Here is a 22,170-nt window from a genome sequence, read left to right on the forward strand (position 1 = left end):
TCTTGAGCGGCACTTCTGGGAGCGACCTGAGCTTTGCCCAAGGGGAGTTGCGGGTGGGGGACGAACCGGTTTTCACCCTGCCCACTCCCGCTGCCTCTGCCCATCTGCGTCTGGTGCAGCAACGTCTGGAGGAGATTTTGCTGCAGGCCAGCAGCTCCCAGCCCCAGGTCGGTTTGGAGATCCCTGCTCCTCCCACTCCGGATCCCTTGGTGGCTCCTCTGCCAGCCCATACTCTTCTCAATGGGCAACTGCCGTCGACAGTGACGCCGGTGGATGCAGAGGCCTACGCCACTTCTCAACCGGCGGATTTGGCGCGACGGCTACAGAAGACCCTAGACTCGGCGGAGAGCCAGCAGCGGCTCTATCGCCGATAATGGGCGGCTGGTTACCGGTGGACCGTGCATCGGGAATCATGTCGTTTATTGGCAGATCCCTTTTGGGGAGGATCCCCTGGGGTTTTCCTATCAGCCGGTGCTGCCGGATCCCCCGCCGGAGCGGCTATTTTTGTTAAACCGCCTGCCTCAGTTTGTGCCCTACGAGTTGCGACCCTAAGCGTTTTTCTACGGCCTCCTATGTCCTCTACACCATCCACGCCAACCCTTCCCCGCCAGCCCCGCATCCTGTTGGGCCTGCGGGCTGACCATTTTCGCCATCCTGTGGATCTGCAGGCAACCCGCTCTCTGCAGCAGGTGCCGGGGCTGGGCCTGCTGATTCAGAATTTGCTCGGCTCGACGGCAGGGGAGATCTTTTATCTGGATAACATCGCCTCGAGCATTCAAATCAACGAGCACCAGTTGCCGGAAATTCACCAGCTTCTGGTGCAGGCCTGTCGCATTCTAGATCTGGAAGTGCCCCAGCTCTACGTGCGCCAAAATCCCGTGCCCAACGCTTACACTTTTGCCATGCAGGGGAAAAAGCCCTTTATCGTCCTGCACAGCTCCCTGCTGGACTTGCTGGAGCCGCCGGAAATTCAAGCCGTGATCGCCCACGAGCTGGGCCACCTCAAGTGCAACCACGGCGTCTACTTGACGATGGCCAACCTTCTCATGCTCTCGACCAGTTTGCTCCCCTTCGGTGGGCTCTTCTATCAAGCGCTGCAAGATCAACTGCTGCACTGGCTGCGCTGTGCCGAGTTTACCTGCGACCGGGCGGCGCTGCTGGTTACCCAGGACGCAAGAACGGTGATCTCGGTGCTAATGAAGCTGTGCGGCGGCTCGCCGCAGTTGGCCGCCAAGCTCAATGTGGATGCTTTTCTGGAGCAGGCCCGCACCTACGAGGAGCTGGACGACGATCTCTGGCAGCTTGAGCTGAAGCAGATGCAGACCATTGGGCGCACCCACCCGCTGCCGGTGCTGCGAGCTCGGGAAATTGAGCGCTGGTTCCGCAGCAACACTTACCGGCAAATTTTGGAGCAGCACGGCTCGACTGCTGCCTGAGAGGCCAGGATGGCTTCCCTCGGAGTGACCTCTGGCCTCCCCCTGATTGTGGGGGAGACCCTTTTCGATTGTTTCCCAGACAAGGTGGTGCTGGGCGGTGCGGCTTTGAATGTGGCTTGGAACCTCAAAGGGCTAGGATCCGATCCCGTCTTGCTCAGCCGCGTCGGCCAAGATGAGGCGGCAGAACAGTTGTTGGCGGCGCTGCGGCGGCAGGGGCTGCGTCTGGAAGGGCTGCAGCGGGATCCGCTTCACCCCACCGGCCAAGTCCGGGTCACGCTGGATGGGGAGGGGATTCCGACCTTCGCCATCTTGCCCGACCAAGCCTACGACTACATCCAGTTGGACAGGGCAGCTCTGCAAGCCCTCCGCCCCAGCCTGATCTACCGGGGCAGCTTGGCGGCGCGTCGAGAAGCAGCCCATCGCCATTTTCAGGAGACCCTTCCCACTTTGGGCTGTCCGGTGTTTTTGGACCTCAATCTGCGGGATCCCTGGTGGCGCCCAGGCCCCGTCCGGGAAATGCTGCGCACCTGCGCTTGGCTGAAGCTGAACCAAGAGGAGCTGGAGCAGGTGGTGCAGTTAGAAAGCATCCCCGCCGGCAAGGTGGAGGAACAGGGGCAGGCCTTGCGGGCGCGGTTGAACCTGAGGGGCTTGTTCCTAACGCTGGGGGCGGCAGGTGCATTCCTGTTCACCGGTAGGGGGGTGTATCGGGGGGAGCCGGTGCCGGTGCCGCGGCTGGTGGATACGGTGGGGGCAGGGGATGGGTTTAGCGCGGTGGCCATCCTGGGCCTGCTGCAAGGATGGCCGGAGGCGGTGTTGCTGCAACGGGCGGTGGAGTTTGCGGCGGCCATCTGTGGAGTTGCGGGGGGCGCCCCCCCAGATCCGGCGTTCTATCGCCCCTTCCGGCAAGCGTGGGGGCTGTAGAAGCTACTGGAACTGGCGCCAGTGGAACTGGGCGTAGCGCCCCCCCTTGCTCAGCAACTCGCGATGATTGCCCTCCTCCAACAGTTGCCCCTGCTCGAGGACGAAAATGCGATGGGCGCTGCGCACCGTAGAAAGGCGGTGGGCGATCACAAAAACCGTGCAGCGCTGCATCAACCGCTGCAGAGCTTCCTGCACCAAGGCCTCAGACTCGTTATCCAAAGCAGAGGTGGCCTCGTCCAGGATCAAGATCTTGGGGTTGAGCAACACGGCGCGGGCAATGGCCAACCGCTGCCGCTGGCCGCCGGAGAGGGTAACTCCGCGTTCTCCAACACGGGTGGCGTAGCCATCGGGCAGGCTCTCGATGAAACTGTCGATGTTGGCCACGCGGGCCGCCTGCCGCACTGCTTCCAGGTCAAAGTCCTCTTGGCCGTAGGCGATGTTGCTGGCGATGGTGCCGGAAAACAGGGTAATCTCCTGGGGCACGATGCCGATCTGGCGGCGCAAGCTCTTGAGGGTGACGGTGCGGATGTCGATGCCGTCGATGCGGATGCAGCCTTCCTGGGGATCGTAGAAGCGCGGGATCAGGTTGACCAGGGTGGATTTGCCGGCGCCGGAGGATCCCACCAGGGCGACAATCTCGCCGGGGGCCACCTGGAAGCTGATCTGTTTGAGCACCGGCTGATCTGGTTTGTAGGCAAAGGAAACCTGCTCGAACTCCACCCAGCCTTCAATGGGCGGCATGGGGCGGGCGCCGGGCAGCTCCCGCACGCGGGAGCGGGTATCCAAGAGCTCGAAGATCCGCTCCACCGAGGCTTCCCCCTGTTTCAGCTCGCTGTAGTTGTTGGTGATGTGGACAATGGGGTCGATCAGCATGGCGACCCCGGCAATAAAGCCAAGAAACTGGCTGCCGGTCAGGTTGCCCTTGCTAATCTGCCAGCCCCCCACCCAAAACACCCCCAACACGCTCATGGCGTACAGAAAGCCCACCACCGGGTCTTGGATAGCTTTAACCTGTTCGGTTTGGAAGCGGGCCAGGCGGTTGTTCTCGGCCATGGCGCTGAAGCGGCGGATCTCGTAGTCCTCGGCAGCAAAGGCGCGGGTGAGGCTGATGCCGGCAAAGGCTTCCGTCAGAAGGGAGGACAGGTCGGCCATGCTCTCCTGGTTAAGGCGGGAGCGCAGCAGCAGCCGCTCCCCAAACCAACTGATCAAGGCGCCCATCAGGGGGGCAATCACCAGGGTGGTCAAGGTGAGGATGCCGTTGAGGTAGAACAGGTAGGCCACTACCGCCAAGATGGTGAGCACGCTGGGGATGAAGCGGTGGAAAAAGCGCTGCACCACTTCGCCCACCCGATCCAGATCGCCGGTGAGGCGGTAGACCAGGTCGCCGGTGCGGCTGCCGGAAAAGTAGTCCACATCCAACCCCTGCAAATGGGCGTAGAGCCGTTGCCGCAATTCCAATACCATTTGCAAAGAGGCCTTGGCCATAAGGGTGTCCTGGCCGTACTGGAAGGCGCCGCGCACCAGAAAAAACACCACCCCGATCAAGGCCAAGATCCGCAGTTGCCCCAGATCCCCCGCGCCGATGGAGCGGGCCACCCACTCGATCAAGTAGGCGAGGGCAGGCATAGTGAGGACAAAGCCAAGGGTACAGGCCAGCCCCAGCAGCAACATCCACAGGTGGGGCCGAATGAAGGGAAAAAGGCGGCGATAGCTACGACCCGGATGCACAGATCTCAGAAGAAAGGGCTTCTGCCCCACTCAGCTTACCGGATCGGGCCACAAGCTGCTGCCGGGATCCCTGGCCAGCGGGGTTGTCTCTTAGACGGCTCTGGCTAGCCTAACTTTTGCCCATACCTGGCAAGGGGGGATCCCCTTCTTCGACGGCGTCTGCGCCAACGTCGCCAGCGGGAGACCAGGCAATCGCTGAGGCTGTGGTTCAGCGAACCCAGCTCCAGCCCCATGCCCACCCAAAGCAGCGTCTCTGCGTGCGCATGCAACCCTTGCCAGAGGTGGTTGCGCCAGGCCCAGGGCCGCCACTGCCACCAGCCCAGGCGGGATCCCAGCCAAGCCCCCGGCAGGCCCACCCCCGCCACCCACAGGCCCAGGTAGAGCACGCGCAGGGCAGTGCCGACGATCGGCCCGTGGGACCAGAAGGAGCGGTGTTGCAGGCAGCGGCGGTAGGGGAGCCAAATCCAGCGCAGGAACAGCCAGCGGCGATACTGGCGAGAGTCAGTGTCCAGATCCCCGGAAAACATCAGGCCGCTGAAGAGATAGGCGGATCCCACGGCCAGAGCTACGGCAGCGCTGTTGCCCAACAGGCCGGCTGCCAAAGTGACGCCGGGAGCTGTCCAGAGGGTGATGCGATCGTGGGTGGATCCTAGAGGCATGAAGCCAGCGCAGCGCTCCGCTGCGGCTGAGTCTAGCCGCAGGAGAAGGAAAAAGCTTGCCCTCAGGCCGGGATCCCTCGATTGAGGCGATCCAACACCTGCAACTGCCGGTAGAGCATCTCCACCCGCGGCATCTGAATCCCGCCTTGCTGGGCATAGCGGAGCGGGTTGGCAAAAATAGCCTCCAGTTCCAGGGGACGCTTGCGCTCGTAGTCGATCTTCATGCTGGTTCGGTAGGGGGCCATCTTCTCGGTGCTGGCCAGCATCTCGGAGATCAGGGTCTGCGGGAGGTGGCGGCCACAGGCGGCAGCCCCCTGGATCACCTCGTGCATCAGCGTTTCCGCCAAAGCGCGGGCCTCAGGGTCGCGGATCATTTGCTGGGTATCGGCGTTGAAGATCACCGAGAGGCCGTTGAAGGGAATGTTCCAGACCAACTTCTGCCAGCGGGCCAACATCAGATCCGGAGAAAGAGAGGTCGGGATGCCGGCCCGCTGAAAATCTGCTTGAACTTGTTGAAGGCGAGGCGTGATCCCCTGGGGCGCATAGCCGGGGCCGTATTCCGCCAGCAGCACCGAGCCATAATCCAGATGACAGATGTGGCCGGGGCCGACTTTGTTGGAGCTGATAAAGCACAGCCCGCCGATCACCCGCTCAGGGCCAACCCAGTTGGCAATCTCCGGCTCCGCCCCCAGGCCGTTTTGCAGCAGGATCACCACGCCGTTGTCCGCCAGCACAGGCGGCAGCAACCGTGGCAGGAGGTGATTTTGGGTAGCTTTCAGGGCCACGATCACCCCTTCGCAGACGGGCATCTCCTCCACGGCGGCGTAGGCATTTACCTGGGGTAAGTGAAAGTCGCCCCAGCAGGACTCTACCCACAGCCCTTTCTGGCGCACGTGGTCGTAGTCGCTGTGCAAGAGAAAATGCACCGTGAAGCCAGCCTGTTGCAGTTTTGCCCCGTAAAACCCTCCCAGGGCGCCTGTGCCCAAGACAGCGTAGCGACGGGTTTCCGGCAAGACAGCCATAGCGGCAAAAGTCGGCAGATTATCCCCACCATACCGCACCCCAGGGGCGTCTCAGGCTCACTCTCTGCTGTTTTCCTCAAGTTTGGCGTCGATCAACAACACCCGCTCCTCGCCGTCGGTTTCCCGCAGGTGCACTTTGACGATCTGCTCAGGGGCCGTGGTTAGCTTGTGACCGCAGTAGTCTGGTTGAATGGGAAACTGGCGGTGGCCGCGGTCGATCAACACGGCCAGGCGCACTTGCTCCGGTCGCCCAAAGTGGTTGAGAGCCTCCAGAGCCGCACGGACGGTGCGACCCCGGAAGAGCACATCGTCCACCAACACCACTTCTTGGCCGGTCAGATCCCGCGGCAGCTCGCTGCGATTGGGAGTGCGCAGGCCGCCGGAGCCCAGGTCGTCTCGGAAGAAGGTGATGTCCAGCTCTCCTACCTGCGGTGGGCTCCCGAAGCCGGTGGCGATGCGATCCCGCAGGCGGTAGGCCAAGGGGACGCCGCGAGTGCGAATGCCGATCAACACCAGCCTGTCCAGGTGGGGGTGATCCCTGGCAATTGCTGTAGCCAGAGCGTCGATCAGCTCCGCTATCTGCTGCGCATTGAAGACCTCGACTGTGGACATGGATCCCTGTCCCCCCCTCGCCAGTTGGGACTCAGCTTATAAAAGCCCAAATTAGCCCAATCTGCCGGCGGGATCCCCATCCGGTAGGATAAAAGTAAGAGCAATCCCAAAGCCGTGGAGGTTTCCTGGAGGGATCTGCGATGTCTGTTGCTTGGCCGGCTTCTGGTTTGGTGAGACTGTCCTGGCTGACCCCTTTCCTGCGGGGTGCGGTGTTTTGCGGGCTGATCCTGTGCCTGGGTGTTGCCCTCTTGGGATCCCCGTCCTGGGCAGAAGACTACAGCAAGCGGGATCTGCAGGGGGCGAACTTTGCCGGACAAGACCTGAGCGGCTGGAAATTTCTCAAGGCCAACCTGCGACAAAGCGATCTCAGCCATGTCAAAGCGGCAGGGGCGAATCTGTTTGGAGCCAACCTCAGCAGAGCCAACCTGCGGGGGGCCGATCTGCGCGGCGCCACCTTGGACATGGCCAATTTGCAAGGTGCCGACCTGCGGGAAGCCCAACTGCAGGACAGCATGATGTGGCTGGCGCGGGTGGAAGGGATCGAGATCGAGGGGGCGGATTTCACCAACGCCCTGATCCGCAAAGATGCCCTCGCCATCCTCTGCGAACGGGCCAGCGGCGTTAACCCCGTCACCGGGCGGGCCACCCGCGACACCCTCGGATGCGACTAATCCCTCACCCTCGGACCCTCTCCCCTGAGGGAGAGGGGGGATGGGGAGGCCAGGAACGCCCTGTTTCGCCGCAAAGAGGTGTGGCTCAGGAGGTGGGGGCAGCCGCCTCAGAGCGGGCGGACGGGCGCCGAAACTGGCTGAGAAGCGAGTTCCAGGCCAAGCGGGCCATGGATAGCAGCCAATTGCCCTCCAATTCCTTGAACAAGTCCATGTTGAGCTTGAAGGCGTAGTTGGCTTCCGCCACAAGGCGCTCGATGGTGGCCTGATCCAGCTCCAGCGCGTCCAACTGGGCGCGGTAGCGCTGCTTAAACTTGCCCTCGTGGGGGATCTGCTCGAAATCGTAAAAGGCCGTTCCTTCCCCCGGCGGCAGGCCCATGGCCCGGCGGGCGATGTTTTTCAGGATCTGGCCGCCCGAGAGGTCGCCGATGTAGCGGGTGTAGGCGTGGGCAATCAGCAGAACCGGGTCTTTTTCCACCACTTCTCGAATGCGGTTGACATAGACCTGGCAAGCGGGAGAGGGCTTGACCACGGCACGCCAATTGGGGCCGACAAAATAATTCAAGTCCTTCTCCAGGCTGGCCCTGCGCCACAATTCGGGATAGTAAAGCCGGCCCACCAGCGGGTGCTCTCGCAATTGGGCAAAGCCCTCTTCCAGAGCGCTGTAGACAAAGTAAAAGTTGCCCACATAGCGGCTGTAGGCTTTTTTATCCACCACTCCCTTGAGGAAGCACTTGATGAAGGCCATATTCTCGGCCATGGTGTGGGACTGCTTGGTGCCCTCCCGCAACTGAACCGAGAGGCTGGCATGCTGGTGTTTTTGTTGCAGACTTTGACTCACAAAATCCTCCTCGCCAAAAACGGCTGCTTGTGTGAGCTGTTTTCAAAAACATCAATAAAGGTCGCCCTGGCCCCAGAGGCTGTGTAACCCCACTTCAACCCCTTCTCATCTGAATGGATGTGGATCCTGCCGGGGAACGACGCAGACCAGACCTCCACCAGGCTGAGCGCGCCCTCCAACGACTTGACCTAGCCTCCAGGCCCACCCCACTTTTCCAAGCCCTTTGACGACCGGCAAGCGGAGTCGGAGCAGCGGCTGACTTCCCAACGGTCAATGATTAGAATAATCTGCTTAAGTGTGAATGGATGTGAACAATCCTTAAGGCAGGTTGGGGATCGCCCCTGGCTTGGCAGCTTGGCTGGGATCCCAGGGGCCGTTGCCAAAACTTCCCGGATAACCCGGCGGCCCTTGTAACGTTCGTTGACGATCGTTGGCAGGGTTTCTATAATTAGAGGCCTGACTGCAGCGCAACCCCTGCCGAGCAACGCATGACACAATTAGCAGTGCCATCCCCTGCCGCTCCTACCTTGCCTGACCTGGTAGAGATTCAGCGGGAGAGTTTTTTGTGGTTTTTGCGAGAAGGGTTTGAAGAGGAGCTCCTCAGCTTTTCCCCTATCGTCGATTACACAGGCAAGCTGGAGCTGCACTTTCTGCCGGAGTACCGCCCTGGGGATCCCTCCAAAGGGTACAAGATCAACAAGCCGCGCTACGACCCTGAGGAAGCTAAGCGACGGGATGCTACCTACCAAGCGCAAATCCGGGTGCCCACTCGCCTGATTAACAAAGAGACGGGCGAGATCAAGGACATGGACGTCTTCATCGGCGAGCTGCCTTTGATGACGGATCGGGGTACCTTCATCATCAACGGCGCCGAGCGGGTGATCGTCAACCAAATCGTGCGCAGCCCCGGCGTCTACTACAAGTCGGAGCTGGACAAAAACGGTCGGCGCACCTACAGCGCCAGCCTCATCCCCAACCGGGGCGCCTGGCTGAAGTTTGAGACCGACAAAAACGGCCTGGTGTGGGTGCGCATCGACAAAACCCGCAAGCTCTCGGCGGCGGTGCTGCTGAAGGCCTTGGGCCTGAGCGACTCGGAGATCTACGACAGCCTGCGCCACCCCGAATTTTTCCAAAAAACCATGGAAAAAGAGGGGCACTACAGCGAAGAAGAGGCCCTGATGGAGCTGTACCGCAAGCTGCGGCCTGGCGAGCCTCCCACCGTCTCCGGCGGCCAGCAGTTGTTGGAATCCCGCTTCTTCGATCCCAAGCGCTACGACCTGGGCCGAGTAGGGCGCTACAAGCTCAACAAAAAGCTCAATCTCAACGTGGCGGAAAATGTGCGGGTGCTCACCGTCACGGACATCTTGGCCGTCATCGACTACCTGATTAACTTGGAGTACGACATCGGCCATGTGGACGACATCGATCACCTGGGCAACCGCCGCGTGCGCTCGGTGGGCGAGCTCTTGCAAAACCAAGTACGGGTGGGCCTCAACCGCCTGGAGCGGATCATCCGCGAGCGCATGACGGTCTCCGAGTCAGAGAACCTCACCCCGGCCTCGCTGGTTAACCCCAAGCCCTTGGTGGCGGCCATCAAGGAGTTCTTCGGCTCCAGCCAGCTCTCCCAGTTCATGGATCAGACCAACCCGCTGGCGGAGCTGACCCACAAGCGGCGGCTGTCGGCCTTGGGCCCCGGTGGCCTGAGCCGGGAGCGGGCCGGCTTTGCCGTGCGGGATATCCACCCCAGCCACTACGGGCGCATCTGCCCCATCGAAACTCCGGAAGGCCCCAACGCCGGGCTGATCGGATCCCTGGCCACCCACGCCCGCGTCAACCAGTACGGCTTCATCGAAAGCCCTTACTACCGGGTCGAAAACGGCGTGGTGCGCAAGGATCTGGGGATGGTCTACCTCACCGCCGACGAGGAGGACGAGTATCGCGTGGCGCCGGGGGATGTGCCGGTGGATGCCGAAGGCCGCATCACCGCCGACTTGGTGCCGGTGCGCTACCGCCAGGAATTTACCACCGCCCACCCCAGCGAGGTGCACTACGTGCAGGTGTCGCCGGTGCAAGTGATCTCGGTGGCCACCTCCTTGATCCCCTTTTTGGAGCACGACGACGCCAACCGCGCCCTGATGGGGGCGAACATGCAGCGGCAGGCGGTGCCCCTGCTCAAGCCGGATCGGCCTTATGTGGGCACGGGTTTGGAAGCCCAGGCGGCGCGGGACTCTGGCATGGTGGTGGTGTCGCGCACCAGTGGCGTGGTGACCTATGTTTCCGCCGACGAAATCGTGGTGCGGCCAGACGACGGCGGGGATCCGATTGTTTACCGCTTGCAGAAGTACCAGCGCTCCAACCAAGATACCTGTCTCAACCAGCGCCCTCTTGTCTACGCGGGGGATCGGGTGGTGCCCGGGCAGGTGCTGGCGGACGGCCCGGCGACCGAGGGAGGCGAGCTGGCCTTGGGCCAAAACGTCTTGGTGGCCTACATGCCCTGGGAGGGCTACAACTACGAAGATGCCATCTTGATCAGCGAGCGGCTGGTCTACGATGATGTCTTCACCTCGGTACACATCGAGAAGTACGAGATCGAAGCCCGGCAGACCAAGCTAGGGCCGGAAGAGATCACCCGCGAGATTCCCAACGTGGGGGAAGATGCCCTGCGCAACCTGGACGAAAACGGCATTGTGCGCATTGGGGCTTGGGTGGAAGCCGGCGATATTTTGGTGGGCAAGGTCACTCCCAAAGGGGAGTCGGATCAACCGCCAGAGGAGCGGCTGTTGCGGGCCATTTTCGGCGAGAAAGCTCGCGACGTGCGCGACAACTCGCTGCGGGTGCCCAACGGCGAGCGCGGACGGGTGGTGGATGTACGCATCTTTACCCGCGAGCAGGGGGACGAGCTGCCTCCGGGCGCCAACATGGTGGTGCGGGTTTACATCGCCCTCAAGCGCAAAATTCAAGTGGGGGACAAGATCGCGGGCCGTCACGGCAACAAGGGCATCATCTCCCGCATCTTGCCGATCGAGGACATGCCCTACCTGGCGGATGGCACGCCGGTGGATGTGGTGCTCAACCCCTTGGGGGTTCCCTCCCGCATGAATGTGGGCCAGGTGTATGAGTGCCTCCTGGGCTGGGCGGCAGAACACTTGGGGGTGCGCTTTAAGCTGATGCCCTTCGACGAGATGCACGGCCTGGAAGCCTCGCGGTTGACGGTGGAGGCCAAGTTGCGGGAGGCCCGTGAAAAAACCGGCAAAGACTGGATCTTCAACCCAGAAGGCAAGTACTGCGGCAAGATCCAGGTGTTCGATGGTCGCACTGGCGAGCCTTTCGACCAGCCGGTTACGGTGGGCCGTGCCTACATGCTGAAGCTGGTGCATTTGGTGGACGACAAGATCCACGCCCGCTCTACCGGTCCCTACTCGCTGGTAACCCAGCAGCCCCTGGGGGGTAAGGCGCAGCAGGGTGGCCAGCGCTTTGGCGAGATGGAGGTGTGGGCTTTGGAGGCGTTTGGAGCGGCCTACATCTTGCAGGAGCTGCTCACCGTCAAGTCGGACGATATGGTGGGGCGCAACGAGGCCCTCAACGCCATCGTCAAGGGCAAGCCCATCCCTCGACCCGGCACGCCGGAATCTTTCAAGGTGTTGGTGCGGGAGCTGCAGTCCCTCTGCCTGGACGTGTCTGTCCATAAGGTGGAGGTGGACAGCGACGGCCAGACCCGCGATGTGGAGGTGGATCTGATGGCCGATGTCTCCAGCCGCCACACCCCCTCGCGGCCCACTTATGAATCCGTTACATCCGAGGATCTTTCTCCAGCGGCAGGAGGAACCTTTACCTTAGCCAGGCGCAGCCGCGAGGAAGACGAAGACAGGGAGGAAGAGGACGATTTTTGATTGATGCCAGGGATCCCATTCGGCTCAGGAGAGGAGGGGTGGGGTTCCTCTCCCCTTCCTTTGTAGTTGCTAGGGCAGCAAGTCAGGAGAACAACGGCAATGGCCAAAACGGAGCAACGCTTTGACTATGTCAAGATTGGGCTGGCTTCTCCGGAGCGGATTATAGAGTGGGGCCAGCGCACCCTGCCCAACGGCCAAGTGGTGGGAGAAGTCACCAAGCCGGAGACCATCAACTACCGAACCCTCAAGCCGGAGATGGATGGTCTCTTCTGTGAGCGCATCTTCGGGCCGGTTAAGGACTGGGAGTGTCACTGCGGCAAGTACAAGCGAGTGCGGCATCGCGGCATTGTCTGCGAGCGCTGTGGGGTGGAGGTGACCGAGTCGCGGGTGCGCCGCCATCGTATGGGCTACATCAAACTGGCCGCCCCGGTCACCCACGTTTGGTACCTGAAAGGGATCCCCAGTCACATCGCCACGCTGTTGGACATGCCGCTGCGGGACGTGGAGCAGGTGGTGTACTTCAACGCCTACGTGGTGGTGGATCCGGGCAACGCTCCCAACCTCTCCTACAAGCAGTTGCTGACCGAGGATCAATACCTGGAGATCGAGGATCAGATGTACGAGGAGGGATCCGAGCTGCAACTGCCGGAGAACTGGGCCATGATCGGGGCGGAGGCCATCGAACGCCTGCTCAAGGATATCGACCTGGAAAAAGAGGCGGAGCAGTTGCGGGAGGAGATCGCCAGCGCCCGCGGCCAGAAGCGGGCGCGCCTAATCAAGCGGCTGCGCGTGATCGACAACTTCATCGCCACGGGAGCCCGGCCAGAGTGGATGGTGCTGCGGGTGCTGCCGGTGATCCCGCCCGATCTGCGCCCGATGGTGCAGTTGGATGGGGGGCGCTTTGCCACCAGCGACCTCAACGATCTCTACCGTCGGGTGATCAACCGCAACAACCGCCTGGCGCGGCTGCAGGAGATCATGGCGCCGGAGATCATCGTGCGCAACGAGAAGCGTATGCTGCAGGAGGCGGTGGACGCCCTGATCGACAACGGTCGGCGGGGGCGCATGGTGGTGGGGGCCAACAACCGTCCCCTCAAGTCCCTCTCCGATATCATTGAGGGCAAGCAGGGGCGTTTCCGGCAAAACCTGCTCGGCAAGCGGGTGGACTACTCTGGGCGTTCGGTGATCGTGGTGGGGCCCAACCTGCGCATGCACCAGTGTGGCTTGCCCAAAGAGATGGCCATCGAGCTGTTCCAGCCCTTTGTGATCCACAAGTTGATCAAGCGGGGCATCGTCAACAACATCAAAGCCGCCAAAAAGCTGATCCAGAGCAATGACCCGCAGGTTTGGGACGTGCTGGAGGACGTAATCGACGGCCACCCAGTTTTGCTCAACCGTGCCCCAACGTTGCACCGCCTCGGGATCCAGGCTTTTGAGCCGATCCTGGTGGAGGGGAGGGCGATTCAGCTCCACCCCTTGGTCTGCCCGGCTTTCAACGCCGACTTCGACGGGGACCAGATGGCGGTGCATGTGCCTCTCTCCTTGGAAGCCCAGGCGGAGGCACGCTTGCTGATGTTGGCCACCAACAACATCCTCTCCCCGGCCACAGGCGCTCCGATTATTACTCCCAGCCAAGACATGGTGTTGGGGTGCTACTATCTGACGGCGGACAATCCCCACGCCCCCGACCTTGGCGATCGTTATTTTGCCAGCCTGGAGGACGCCCTCATCGCCTACGACCGCGGCGTCATCGGCCTGCACAGCAAAATCTGGGTGCGCTACAGCGGCCCGATGGAGTTGGGCAAAGAGGAAAAAGAGTCGGAGCCTCAGATTATCGAGGAGCCGGGCGGCACCTGCCTCAAGATCACCAACTACCGCCGCATCCGCGAGGATCGGGACGGCAACGTGATCAGCCAATACATTCGCACCACGGCGGGCCGGATCATCTTCAACAAAACGGTGCAAGATATTTTGTCTGCTTGAGGCTGCCCCTGTGGACGTTGCCCTTGTCGATGGGTAGCTGGGATCCCTGCCCCCTTGTCCAGAACTGTCAGAGTTATCACCGAGGCATTATGAGCGAAAAAGGACGCTTTTCCGCCGGTCTAGTCCGGCAGGCCGCCGATGGCGCCAAGGCCAAGACCCCGCCGCCCCCTGTACCCTTTCGCAACTATCAAATCGGCAAAAAAGAGCTGCGCAATCTGATTGCCTGGTCGTTTGCTCGCTACGGCACCGCCCGCACCGCTCAGATGGCGGATGCTCTGAAGGCCCTGGGCTTCAAATACGCCACCCAGGCTGCCGTTTCCATCAGCATCGAGGATCTGCGCATTCCACCCAGCAAGCGGCAGTTGTTGGCCCAGGCAGAAGCGGAGATCGAGGCGGCCACGGAGCGCTACACCCGCGGCGAGATCACCGAGGTGGAGCGCTATCAAAAGGTGATCGATACCTGGAACCAGACCAACGACCAGATTAAGGAGGAGATGCTCAGCAACTTCCGCCAGAACGATCCCCTCAACTCCGTGTACATGATGGCCAACTCGGGGGCGAGGGGGAACGTCTCGCAGGTGCGGCAGTTGGTGGGCATGCGCGGCCTGATGGCCAACCCGCAGGGGGAGATCATCGACTTGCCGATTAAAACCAATTTCCGCGAGGGCCTGACGGTTACCGAATACATCATCTCTTCCTACGGGGCGCGCAAGGGCTTGGTGGACACGGCTTTGCGCACTGCCGACTCTGGCTACCTGACCCGCCGTTTGGTGGACGTGTCTCAGGATGTGATCGTGCGGGAATCCGACTGCGGCACCGACCAAGGGATCCTGCTGGAACCCCTGATGGATGCGGACAAGGTGGTGGTGTCGCTGGAGGAGCGCCTGGTGGGCCGGGTGCTGGCGCGGGATGTGGTGCACCCGCAAACCCAGGAGATCCTTGCCCGCCGCAACCAAGAGGTGGATCACGACTTGGCCAAGGCCATTGTGGAGGCCGGCATCCGGCAGGTGATGGTGCGTTCTCCCCTCACCTGCGAGGCCAACCGATCGGTGTGCCGGATGTGCTATGGCTGGAGCCTGGCCCACTCCCGGCTGGTGGATCTGGGGGAGGCGGTCGGGATCATCGCCGCTCAATCGATTGGGGAGCCGGGCACCCAGTTAACCATGCGCACCTTCCACACGGGAGGTGTGTTTACCGGGGAGGTGGCCCGCCAAATTCGCGCCCCCTTTGCTGGCGTGGTGCGGTTCCCGAAAAATCTGCGCACCCGCCCCTTCCGCACCCGCCACGGCGACGATGCCCTGCAGCTAGAAGCGAACAACCAAATTGTCCTGGAAGGGCCAGACGGACAACGGGAAGTCTTCGACATGACGCAGGGATCCACTCTGCTGGTGCGGGACGGGGCCCAGGTGCAGCGGGATCAGTTGATTGCGGAAGTGACTGTAGCCAAGGCCGTGCGCAAGAGTACCGAGAAAGCCCAGAAGGAGGTGGTGGCCGACTTGGCGGGGGAAATCCGCTTTGCCGATCTGCCCATCGAGGAGAAAACCGACCGCCAGGGCAACACCACCTGCACCGCGCAGCGGCAAGGGTTGATCTGGGTGATGTCCGGCCAGGTATACAACCTGCCGCCGGGGGCCGAGCCGGTGGTGAAAAACGGGGATCGGGTGCAGGCGGGGGATGTGATCGCTGAGACCTCGCTGGTAACCGAGCACGGCGGCATCGTGCGGCTGCCGGAGCGCAGCGACACCAAAAGTGGGCGCGAAGTGGAGATCATCAACGCCGCGGTGGTGTTGCACGAGGCGCGGGTGCGGGTGGAATCCCACCAGGGCCGGGAGCAATTTTTGCTGGATACGGCCAGCGGCCAGACCTTTGTCCTCAAGGCCACGCCGGGCACCAAAGTGGGCAACGACGAGGTAGTGGCGGAGCTGATCGAGAACAATTTCCGCACCCAGACGGGCGGCCTGGTGAAGTTTGCCGGTGTCGAGGTGGCCCGGCGGGGCAAGGCGAAGCAGGGCTATGAGGTCATCCGGGGCGGCACCTTGCTGTGGATCCCGGAGGAGACCCACGAGGTGAACAAGGACATCTCCCTGTTGAACGTGGAGGATGGCCAGTACGTAGAAGCCGGCACCGAGGTGGTGAAGGACATCTTCTGCCAAAATGCTGGCGTCGTCGAGGTTATCCAGAAAAACGACATCCTGCGGGAGATCGTCATCAAGCCCGGATCCCTGCATCTGGTGGACGACCCCGCCGACCTGGAAATACCCACCGGCACGCTAATCCAGCCGGGCCAGAAGCTGCTCAGCAGCATCGTCCCTGACCGATTGGTCTATCTGGAGCAGGTGGAGACGCCTGAAGGGCCAGGCCTGCTGCTGCGCCCGGTGTACGAGTACGAGATCCCCGACCGGCCGGTGGTGCCCAGCCAAGAGTCTACCAGCGAGTCTGGCCGCTCCATTCGCCTGCGGGCGGTGCAGCGCGTTCCCTTCAAGGATGGGGAGCGGGTGAAGTCGGTGGGGCCGGTAGAACTGCTGCGCACACAACTGGTGCTGGAGATCGATACCGACGCCCCGCAACTGAAGGCCGATATTGAACTGATCCAAGATGAGAAGGATCCCAGTATCCGTCGCCTGCAACTGGTGATCTTGGAAACCCTGCTGCTGCGCCGAGACGTGGAGGCGGATCTAACCCAGGGGAGTACCCACACGCGGCTGTTGGTGAGCGAAGGAGACAGTATCGGCAGGGGGGGTGTTATCGCCCGCACCGAGATTCAGGCCAAAAAAGCCGGGATCGTGCAGGGGATCCGCCAGGGCGCGGAGGTGGTGCGACGGGTTCTGGTGGTTACCGACGACGACCTGCTGACGGTGCCTCTGACGGGCCAAGCCAGCGTCGAGGTGGGAGCGCTGGTGCGGGCCGGCGACGAGCTGGCGCCGGGGATCCCTGCCCCCGAGTCGGGGCAAGTGATGCAGATCGCCGATGGCCAAGTGGTGTTGCGGTTGGCGCGGCCTTATTTGGTGTCGGCGGGTGCCATTCTGCAGGTGCGGGATGGGGATCTGGTGCAGCGGGGGGATTCTTTGGCCCTCCTGGTGTTTGAGCGGGCCAAGACGGGGGACATCATCCAGGGTCTGCCGCGGATCGAGGAGCTGTTGGAGGCCCGCAAACCCAAGGAAATGTGTGTTCTGGCCAAGCGGCCCGGCACGGTGCAACTGAGCTGGCGAGGAGAAGAGCCGGATCTGCGGGTCATCGAAGCCGATGGTACGGTTACCGAGTATTCGGTGATGCCGGGGCAAAACCTGATCGTGGTCGATGGCCAGCCGGTACAGGTGGGGGATCCGCTGACCGACGGCCCGGCCAACCCCCACGACCTCTTGGAGATCTACTTTGAGTACCATCGCCAAACCTTGGGCGACGACCAAGCGGCACGGCTAGCCTTGCGGGAGGTGCAGCGCTTCCTGGTCAACGAGGTGCAGAACGTCTATCGCTCGCAAGGGGTGGAGATTGCCGACAAGCACATCGAGATTGTGGTGCGCCAGATGACCTCCAAGGTGCGGGTGGACGACAGCGGCGACACCGTCCTGTTGCCCGGCGAGCTGGTGGAGCTGCGGGAAATCCAGCAGACCAACGCTACCATGGCCATCACCGGCGGGGCGCCGGCTAAGTACACGCCCGTTCTGCTGGGGATCACCAAGGCCAGCTTGAACACCGACAGCTTCATCTCGGCGGCCAGCTTCCAGGAGACCACGCGGGTGCTGACGGAGGCGGCCATCGAAGGCAAGTCCGACTGGCTGCGGGGCCTGAAGGAGAACGTGATCATCGGGCGCTTGATCCCGGCGGGCACGGGCTTCAGCACCTACGAGGAGATGGCGCCAGAACCGGAGCCGGAGGAAGAGGAGGAGCCTGTTGTGCTGCCAGAGCTGCCGCCTCGCCTGATCTTGGATGACGACCAGCTCATCGACGACTCCACCCCCGTTGACGAGCCGACGGAGGATGAGGGAGAAGAAGAGTGAGGCGTTGGCGGATCACCAGCCCTGGGCGGCGCTACAGGCTGAGATCGTCGCTTGCCGCCGCTGTCCCCGCCTGGTGGCTTGGCGAGAGGCGGTTGCCCAGCAAAAGGTGGCCCGTTTTTGTGACCAGCTCTACTGGGGCCGACCGGTGCCGGGGTTTGGGGATGTGCAGGCGCGGCTGTGGGTGATCGGCTTGGCGCCGGCAGCCCATGGGGGCAACCGCACCGGGCGGGTGTTTACGGGGGATCCCAGCGGGGATTGGCTATTTCGCGCTCTGCGCCGGGCCAGGTTTGCCAATCAACCCATCTCTCTGCACCGGGAAGATGGCCTGCAATTGCGGGATTGCTACATCTCAGCCGTGATGCGCTGCGCGCCGCCGCAGAACCGCCCCACCGCCGCAGAAGCCAAGACCTGCCTGGGCTATCTGAGACAAGAGCTGGAGCTGTTGACCCAGGTGCGGGTCATCTTGGCGTTGGACCATAACCACATGCCATGGCCATGACGACCTTGCTGAGCCGCCAGGCCCGGCGGGGATCAGGCGGGCTGCCAGGTTTCCAGGCGGTAGGCGCTGTCCCAGAACAGCCATTCCAGGCGAGAGGCGGTGACAAAAGCAGCCGTCATCTTCTCCCGCGTCGCCGCTGTGGTCTGCGTAGCCAAGGAGTCGGTGATGTCCAGGGCCTGTTGCACCACCTGGGCAAATTCTTCCCCGGCATAGGTGTCGATCCATTGTTGATAAGGATTGTTGGGCTTGGCGGTGCGGTAAATGGCGGATCCCACCTCACGGTAAATCCAGAAGCAGGGCAGCACAGCGGCCATGGCCACCTCGTAGGGATCCAAGGCAGCCGCAGCCAATAGAAAACGGGTGTAGGCGAAGCAGGCAGGAGCGTAGGTTGTCTCCGGCTGGATGTCGTAGAGGCGAAAGTAACTCTCGTGCAGGCTGCGCTCGGCCACAATGGCCCCCAGGGCAAAGTTCAAGAAACTCACCACCCGCTCAGCCCCCTCGGAACGGGCCCCGATCAAGGCAAGGGCGCGGGCAAAATCGGTGAGATAAAGAGCATCCTGCTGCAGATAGAACTGAAAGCGCTGCCGCGAGAGGCTGCCTGCGGCCAGCTCTTGGTTAAAGGGGTGATCCAAGATCTGTTGGTAGATGGGCTCGATCGTCTGCCAGAGGTGGGCGGTAAAAGATTGAGACATGGTGGCTCTCTCGCGGCGTTTCTGGGGTTCTTTTCAACTGATTGAGATCTCTGGGTGTGGGGGAAACTCTTTGGGTGCCCTGTGGCCGGAAAGTTGGACGTGAGTATCTCGATTCCAGATCCCTACCCCCGCTAGGGCGGGGATCTCCTTGTCTCAGATTGCCCCTCCTCTCAGTTACCGCTTTTCAGGGGGTCAGCCCAGCTAAACCTAGGCTTCGGGCATAAGGGGACGGAAGCCGTGCTTGCGGGACAGTTGCCCGATTAAATCCAGCTTTTCTAGGGTGATCAAGTTGCGGCCCCAACTAAAATTGGTGTACAGGCCCTCGAACTCCAGGAGCATCGCCTCGGCAAAGCAGGCGAAGAGCTGGCGGGCCGGGTTGGCCACATTCAAAAATTGCATAATATTCCACTCGATATCGAGAGAGTGTTCCACCATGCCGCCGTCGATCACGTACAGCCCCTTGCGCTGCAACTTGGAGGCGATGTTTTTCGGGTAGCCACCGTCGATGATCACGCAGGGATCCGGAAGCACCTGAGGATCGAGGGTCACTCCTTGGCTCATGCTGGCCACCCAGACGATGAAATCGGCGCGGGGCAAGGCCTCTTCCAAGGAACAGACCTCCCCTTTTTTAAGTTTGGCCTGCAGCTCTTCCAGGCGTCGCCGCTCGCGGGCTATCAACAGCAATTTGGCCGGGGAAGTGTGGGCTACCAACCACTGGCAGATGGCACTACCGATATCGCCGGTGGCCCCCACCACGGCAACTGTGGCAGCTGCCAAATCCATGGCGTAGCGCTGGGCCGCCGCCTGCAATTGCTGACAGATGATATAGGCCGTGTGGGTGTTGCCGGTGGTAAAACGCCGAATTTCCAGGTCGATGTTGCGCACCCGCCTGAGGGTGTCGAGGCGAAAATTCTCGAAAATAATGCTGCTAAATCCTCCCAGGGTGGTGATGTTCAAGCCGCGCCGCTGCGCCAAGGCCATCGCATTCAAAATCTTGCGACAGGCCGCCTTCACCCGTCCCCCCGCCAGCATTTCCGGCAGGAAACAGGATTCGACGTACTGGCCATAGATTTTTTGGCCCGTGATGCTGGTCACCACGATCTCGTCCACCACCTGAGGCGGAGCCATGCACCAAAATTCCAGGTCGCTCTCCGCATATTCGGAATACCCCAGCTTATCTGCCACCCGTTTTGCGTGGGCCAGGCTGGTCAGGTGCCCGATCAGGCCGAACATAGATGCTCACTCACTTCGATACTTAACTTTATGAGCTCCATCCGGATCCCATCAAAACATGTCCGCACCCAGAGAGGGTAGGGAGCGTTCCAGCCAGGCCGGAAAACCAATCGGCAGGCAGAGTTGAGTTGCGTCAGGCGGCCCGCAGACCCTGGGCCGAGAGGCGCATTACCTCGCGGGTGTTGAAGCCGATGCTGGCCAGGGCCTCGCCGTAGGCGATCATGAAGTCTTCTACAATGGCCTCGCGATCCATGTAAATGGCTTCCACATCCGCCTCTACCTGCTGCAGCATCTGCCGAACTAGAGGCAGATTTTGGGCGTTGGCTGCTTCGATCTGGGCTTTAACCTCGGCAAAATGCTCGCCCAGCCAGCGCTCCCCAAAATTGAGGTGCAGATACTCGTCCTTAACTACCCCCTCGGTGATCTTGCGGGCAAAGTCATCGGCAACCGGGATGTAGATGTTGTAGGCGGCAATGGCAAAGCACTCGATGATCAAAGACTGAATGACAAAACAGGAGACCAGATCCCCTGCCGCTGCGGCGCTTTGGAAATTGTCCCGCAAGGGCGCGAAAAAGGCGCGGGCAAACTCCACATCGGGTTCCACCTGCAGGTTTTTGCCGCAGGCCTGGAAGCCTTTCATATGGCGCAATTCCATCTTGGCCAGCTTGCGCAGCTCCTCTGCAGCTTCCGGCAGCATTTCGGCCAGCTTGAGGTAGTTGTCGTGGGCTTCTTGTTCGCCTTCGATAACAATACCGTTGATGCGGGAGTAGGCCTGCCGATACCTTGGGCTGCTGTAGTCTAGGGCAGTGCCGCCCCCATCAGTGGGGGACGGGGGGGTGTTGGGCAGGACGTTCGCTGGGGCCATACTCGTGCATCTCCTTTTGTAGTTGTAGATTGTTGTGAACCGCTTCGCCGGCCCTTCAACAATCCTGGCGCTTGCCACTAAATTGTTCCTCTACTCAGAATAGCCTCAGGTGGTGCGGAATTCATCGGATCCCTTTTGCCCAGGGAGGCAAGCCTGTTAGGGTGAGTGCTCAGGTGCCGTTGAGGAGCCGGGGGTATGTCTGCTCTTGGGGAGGGCCTGAATCAGCTGCGCCAGTTGCTGGTGGATCTGGAGGAACAATCCCTCGATCAGCCGATTGGCAGCGCCGAGGAGGTGTTGCAGGCAATCGAGATGGCGACGGCTTTTGAGCTGTTCGAGGCGGAAAGCAGCCGTTTGCTGCTGCAGATTGTGGCCAATCTCTGGGATCGGGTACGCCAGCACGATCTGTCGGCGCAGGAGATCGAGGCGGTGGCAGAGAAGCTGCGGGCGGTGGGCTATACCGATGCCGAGATCCAGGAGATCTTGGATCTGGAGCCTCAGGACAACTAGCCGCAGGCTAGGCGGAAACCATGCCCAACTCGGCGGGAGCGACATCTGCTTCTAGGTGAGTGGCCGTGTCGTAACAGGCTCCCCGCAGGTTGGCAAGCTTGAGTTTACAGCCGCTGAGGTTGGCCCCTTTCAGGTTGGCGCCGCTGAGGTTGGCCCCCGCCAGGTCTGCCTGGCTGAGATCGGCACCACTCAGGTCGGCTGCGGTCAGGTTGGCGCCGCGCAGGTTGGCCCCTTGCAATCGAGATCCCTGCAATTTGGCCTTTTCTAGATTGGCCAGGCGCAGGTTGGATCCCTGCAGATCGGCTTGGCTGAGGTCGGCGCCGCTCAAGTAGGCCCGCTCCAGGTTGGCAGCGGCCAGTTTGGCCTGCTGGAGGGTTGCTCCGCCCAGGTCGATCCCGGCCAAGTCGGCACCGGCCAGGTCAGCTTCGGCCAATTGGCTGTTGCTGAAGTCCCGCTCGCCGCTGCCATAGCGCTGCAACAGTTCCGCTGCGGTTTCGACCATTGCTTTTCCCCATCCTAGACAAGTCGGATCCTACCGAGGAACAGGGTTGCCGCCAAGGGCGCACATCCTCCAGGCGGCGCCTATCAGCCATGCCTCCAGATCCGAACATCTGCC

At 61.7% G+C, this 22,170-nt stretch carries 18 protein-coding genes; 9 read left to right on the top strand and 9 right to left on the bottom strand.

Going from position 1 to position 22,170, the window contains the following annotated elements; all coding sequences use genetic code 11:
- The first annotated feature begins 2 nt into the window (after nucleotides 1–2).
- The 3 genes from ACVW0R_RS05390 to ACVW0R_RS05400 all read left to right on the top strand — a co-directional run bounded on the left by ACVW0R_RS05390 (nucleotide 3) and on the right by ACVW0R_RS05400 (nucleotide 2,357).
- Complete coding sequence (locus ACVW0R_RS05390) at nucleotides 3–374, top strand: hypothetical protein (RefSeq protein ID WP_143597300.1); 372 nt, start codon at nucleotides 3–5, stop codon at nucleotides 372–374.
- Between the two features lie 198 nt (nucleotides 375–572).
- The gene (locus tag ACVW0R_RS05395; RefSeq protein ID WP_011429309.1) at nucleotides 573–1,436 is read left to right on the top strand and encodes a M48 family metallopeptidase; all 864 of its coding nucleotides are present in this window, start codon (nucleotides 573–575) and stop codon (nucleotides 1,434–1,436) included.
- Between the two features lie 9 nt (nucleotides 1,437–1,445).
- Nucleotides 1,446–2,357 carry a PfkB family carbohydrate kinase gene (locus ACVW0R_RS05400; RefSeq protein WP_041438075.1) on the top strand — a complete coding sequence of 304 codons (912 nt, stop codon included), beginning with the start codon at nucleotides 1,446–1,448 and terminating at the stop codon, nucleotides 2,355–2,357.
- Nucleotides 2,358–2,360: 3 nt separating this feature from the next.
- Here ACVW0R_RS05400 and ACVW0R_RS05405 read toward each other — a convergent pair whose 3' ends face one another.
- The 4 genes from ACVW0R_RS05405 to pyrR all read right to left on the bottom strand — a co-directional run bounded on the left by ACVW0R_RS05405 (nucleotide 2,361) and on the right by pyrR (nucleotide 6,378).
- A complete protein-coding gene (locus ACVW0R_RS05405; protein ID WP_011429311.1) occupies nucleotides 2,361–4,085 on the bottom strand; it encodes an ABC transporter ATP-binding protein in 1,725 nt (574 codons plus the stop codon).
- A gap of 104 nt (nucleotides 4,086–4,189) precedes the next feature.
- Nucleotides 4,190–4,744, bottom strand: coding sequence for a metal-binding protein (locus tag ACVW0R_RS05410; protein WP_011429312.1), 555 nt, complete (start codon nucleotides 4,742–4,744; stop codon nucleotides 4,190–4,192).
- A gap of 62 nt (nucleotides 4,745–4,806) precedes the next feature.
- Nucleotides 4,807–5,766 (bottom strand): putative 2-dehydropantoate 2-reductase, encoded by a 960-nt coding sequence (locus tag ACVW0R_RS05415; protein WP_011429313.1) that lies wholly within the window; start codon nucleotides 5,764–5,766, stop codon nucleotides 4,807–4,809.
- 57 nt (nucleotides 5,767–5,823) lie between these two features.
- The gene (gene pyrR, locus ACVW0R_RS05420; RefSeq protein WP_011429314.1) at nucleotides 5,824–6,378 is read right to left on the bottom strand and encodes a bifunctional pyr operon transcriptional regulator/uracil phosphoribosyltransferase PyrR; all 555 of its coding nucleotides are present in this window, start codon (nucleotides 6,376–6,378) and stop codon (nucleotides 5,824–5,826) included.
- 140 nt (nucleotides 6,379–6,518) lie between these two features.
- Between pyrR and ACVW0R_RS05425 the strand changes: the two genes are divergently transcribed.
- The gene (locus ACVW0R_RS05425) at nucleotides 6,519–7,049 is read left to right on the top strand and encodes a pentapeptide repeat-containing protein (RefSeq protein WP_099812490.1); all 531 of its coding nucleotides are present in this window, start codon (nucleotides 6,519–6,521) and stop codon (nucleotides 7,047–7,049) included.
- Between the two features lie 85 nt (nucleotides 7,050–7,134).
- Here ACVW0R_RS05425 and ACVW0R_RS05430 read toward each other — a convergent pair whose 3' ends face one another.
- Entirely contained in the window at nucleotides 7,135–7,887 is a 753-nt protein-coding gene (locus ACVW0R_RS05430; RefSeq protein ID WP_457501771.1) for a biliverdin-producing heme oxygenase, read from the bottom strand.
- A gap of 488 nt (nucleotides 7,888–8,375) precedes the next feature.
- On the opposite strand from ACVW0R_RS05430, the gene rpoB reads away from it, so the two are divergent.
- The 4 genes from rpoB (at nucleotide 8,376) to ACVW0R_RS05450 (ending at nucleotide 18,257) form a co-directional block, all read left to right on the top strand.
- Nucleotides 8,376–11,777, top strand: coding sequence for a DNA-directed RNA polymerase subunit beta (rpoB, locus tag ACVW0R_RS05435; protein ID WP_099812488.1), 3,402 nt, complete (start codon nucleotides 8,376–8,378; stop codon nucleotides 11,775–11,777).
- A 99-nt stretch (nucleotides 11,778–11,876) separates the two neighbouring features.
- Entirely contained in the window at nucleotides 11,877–13,760 is a 1,884-nt protein-coding gene (locus ACVW0R_RS05440) for a DNA-directed RNA polymerase subunit gamma (protein ID WP_457501772.1), read from the top strand.
- Between the two features lie 89 nt (nucleotides 13,761–13,849).
- Nucleotides 13,850–17,758: a DNA-directed RNA polymerase subunit beta' gene (locus tag ACVW0R_RS05445; protein WP_011429319.1), complete on the top strand. Its 3,909-nt coding sequence runs from the start codon at nucleotides 13,850–13,852 to the stop codon at nucleotides 17,756–17,758.
- Nucleotides 17,739–18,257 carry a uracil-DNA glycosylase gene (locus ACVW0R_RS05450; RefSeq protein ID WP_011429320.1) on the top strand — a complete coding sequence of 173 codons (519 nt, stop codon included), beginning with the start codon at nucleotides 17,739–17,741 and terminating at the stop codon, nucleotides 18,255–18,257. The genes ACVW0R_RS05445 and ACVW0R_RS05450 overlap by 20 nt, the downstream gene beginning before the upstream one ends.
- 32 nt (nucleotides 18,258–18,289) lie before the next feature.
- On the opposite strand, the gene tenA is transcribed toward ACVW0R_RS05450, so the two are convergent.
- The 3 genes from tenA to ACVW0R_RS05465 form a co-directional block, all read right to left on the bottom strand.
- Nucleotides 18,290–18,949, bottom strand: coding sequence for a thiaminase II (gene tenA / locus ACVW0R_RS05455; protein ID WP_011429321.1), 660 nt, complete (start codon nucleotides 18,947–18,949; stop codon nucleotides 18,290–18,292).
- Nucleotides 18,950–19,156: 207 nt separating this feature from the next.
- Nucleotides 19,157–20,182, bottom strand: coding sequence for a long-chain acyl-[acyl-carrier-protein] reductase (locus ACVW0R_RS05460; protein WP_011429322.1), 1,026 nt, complete (start codon nucleotides 20,180–20,182; stop codon nucleotides 19,157–19,159).
- A gap of 133 nt (nucleotides 20,183–20,315) precedes the next feature.
- The gene (locus tag ACVW0R_RS05465; RefSeq protein ID WP_011429323.1) at nucleotides 20,316–21,047 is read right to left on the bottom strand and encodes an aldehyde oxygenase (deformylating); all 732 of its coding nucleotides are present in this window, start codon (nucleotides 21,045–21,047) and stop codon (nucleotides 20,316–20,318) included.
- Between the two features lie 195 nt (nucleotides 21,048–21,242).
- Between ACVW0R_RS05465 and ACVW0R_RS05470 the strand changes: the two genes are divergently transcribed.
- On the top strand, nucleotides 21,243–21,554 hold the full coding sequence (locus tag ACVW0R_RS05470; RefSeq protein WP_011429325.1) for a hypothetical protein: 312 nt from the start codon (nucleotides 21,243–21,245) through the stop codon (nucleotides 21,552–21,554).
- A 7-nt stretch (nucleotides 21,555–21,561) separates the two neighbouring features.
- Here ACVW0R_RS05470 and ACVW0R_RS05475 read toward each other — a convergent pair whose 3' ends face one another.
- Nucleotides 21,562–22,056 (bottom strand): pentapeptide repeat-containing protein, encoded by a 495-nt coding sequence (locus ACVW0R_RS05475; protein WP_099812487.1) that lies wholly within the window; start codon nucleotides 22,054–22,056, stop codon nucleotides 21,562–21,564.
- Nucleotides 22,057–22,170 lie beyond the last annotated feature (114 nt).

It is taken from the genome of Thermostichus sp. MS-CIW-15, assembly GCF_054060575.1.

Excerpts from the sequence above, each read along its gene's own strand:
- ACVW0R_RS05400 (WP_041438075.1), top strand. The coding sequence starts at position 1,446 with ATGGCTTCCCTCGGAGTGACCTCTGGCCTCCCCCTGATTGTGGGGGAG.
- ACVW0R_RS05445 (WP_011429319.1), top strand. The coding sequence starts at position 13,850 with ATGAGCGAAAAAGGACGCTTTTCCGCCGGTCTAGTCCGGCAGGCCGCC.
- ACVW0R_RS05415 (WP_011429313.1), bottom strand. The coding sequence starts at position 5,766 with ATGGCTGTCTTGCCGGAAACCCGTCGCTACGCTGTCTTGGGCACAGGC.
- pyrR (WP_011429314.1), bottom strand. The coding sequence starts at position 6,378 with ATGTCCACAGTCGAGGTCTTCAATGCGCAGCAGATAGCGGAGCTGATC.
- ACVW0R_RS05395 (WP_011429309.1), top strand. The coding sequence starts at position 573 with ATGTCCTCTACACCATCCACGCCAACCCTTCCCCGCCAGCCCCGCATC.
- rpoB (WP_099812488.1), top strand. The coding sequence starts at position 8,376 with ATGACACAATTAGCAGTGCCATCCCCTGCCGCTCCTACCTTGCCTGAC.
- ACVW0R_RS05465 (WP_011429323.1), bottom strand. The coding sequence starts at position 21,047 with ATGGCCCCAGCGAACGTCCTGCCCAACACCCCCCCGTCCCCCACTGAT.
- ACVW0R_RS05410 (WP_011429312.1), bottom strand. The coding sequence starts at position 4,744 with ATGCCTCTAGGATCCACCCACGATCGCATCACCCTCTGGACAGCTCCC.
- ACVW0R_RS05450 (WP_011429320.1), top strand. The coding sequence starts at position 17,739 with ATGAGGGAGAAGAAGAGTGAGGCGTTGGCGGATCACCAGCCCTGGGCG.
- ACVW0R_RS05470 (WP_011429325.1), top strand. The coding sequence starts at position 21,243 with ATGTCTGCTCTTGGGGAGGGCCTGAATCAGCTGCGCCAGTTGCTGGTG.
- ACVW0R_RS05460 (WP_011429322.1), bottom strand. The coding sequence starts at position 20,182 with ATGTTCGGCCTGATCGGGCACCTGACCAGCCTGGCCCACGCAAAACGG.
- tenA (WP_011429321.1), bottom strand. The coding sequence starts at position 18,949 with ATGTCTCAATCTTTTACCGCCCACCTCTGGCAGACGATCGAGCCCATC.
- ACVW0R_RS05440 (WP_457501772.1), top strand. The coding sequence starts at position 11,877 with ATGGCCAAAACGGAGCAACGCTTTGACTATGTCAAGATTGGGCTGGCT.
- ACVW0R_RS05475 (WP_099812487.1), bottom strand. The coding sequence starts at position 22,056 with ATGGTCGAAACCGCAGCGGAACTGTTGCAGCGCTATGGCAGCGGCGAG.
- ACVW0R_RS05425 (WP_099812490.1), top strand. The coding sequence starts at position 6,519 with ATGTCTGTTGCTTGGCCGGCTTCTGGTTTGGTGAGACTGTCCTGGCTG.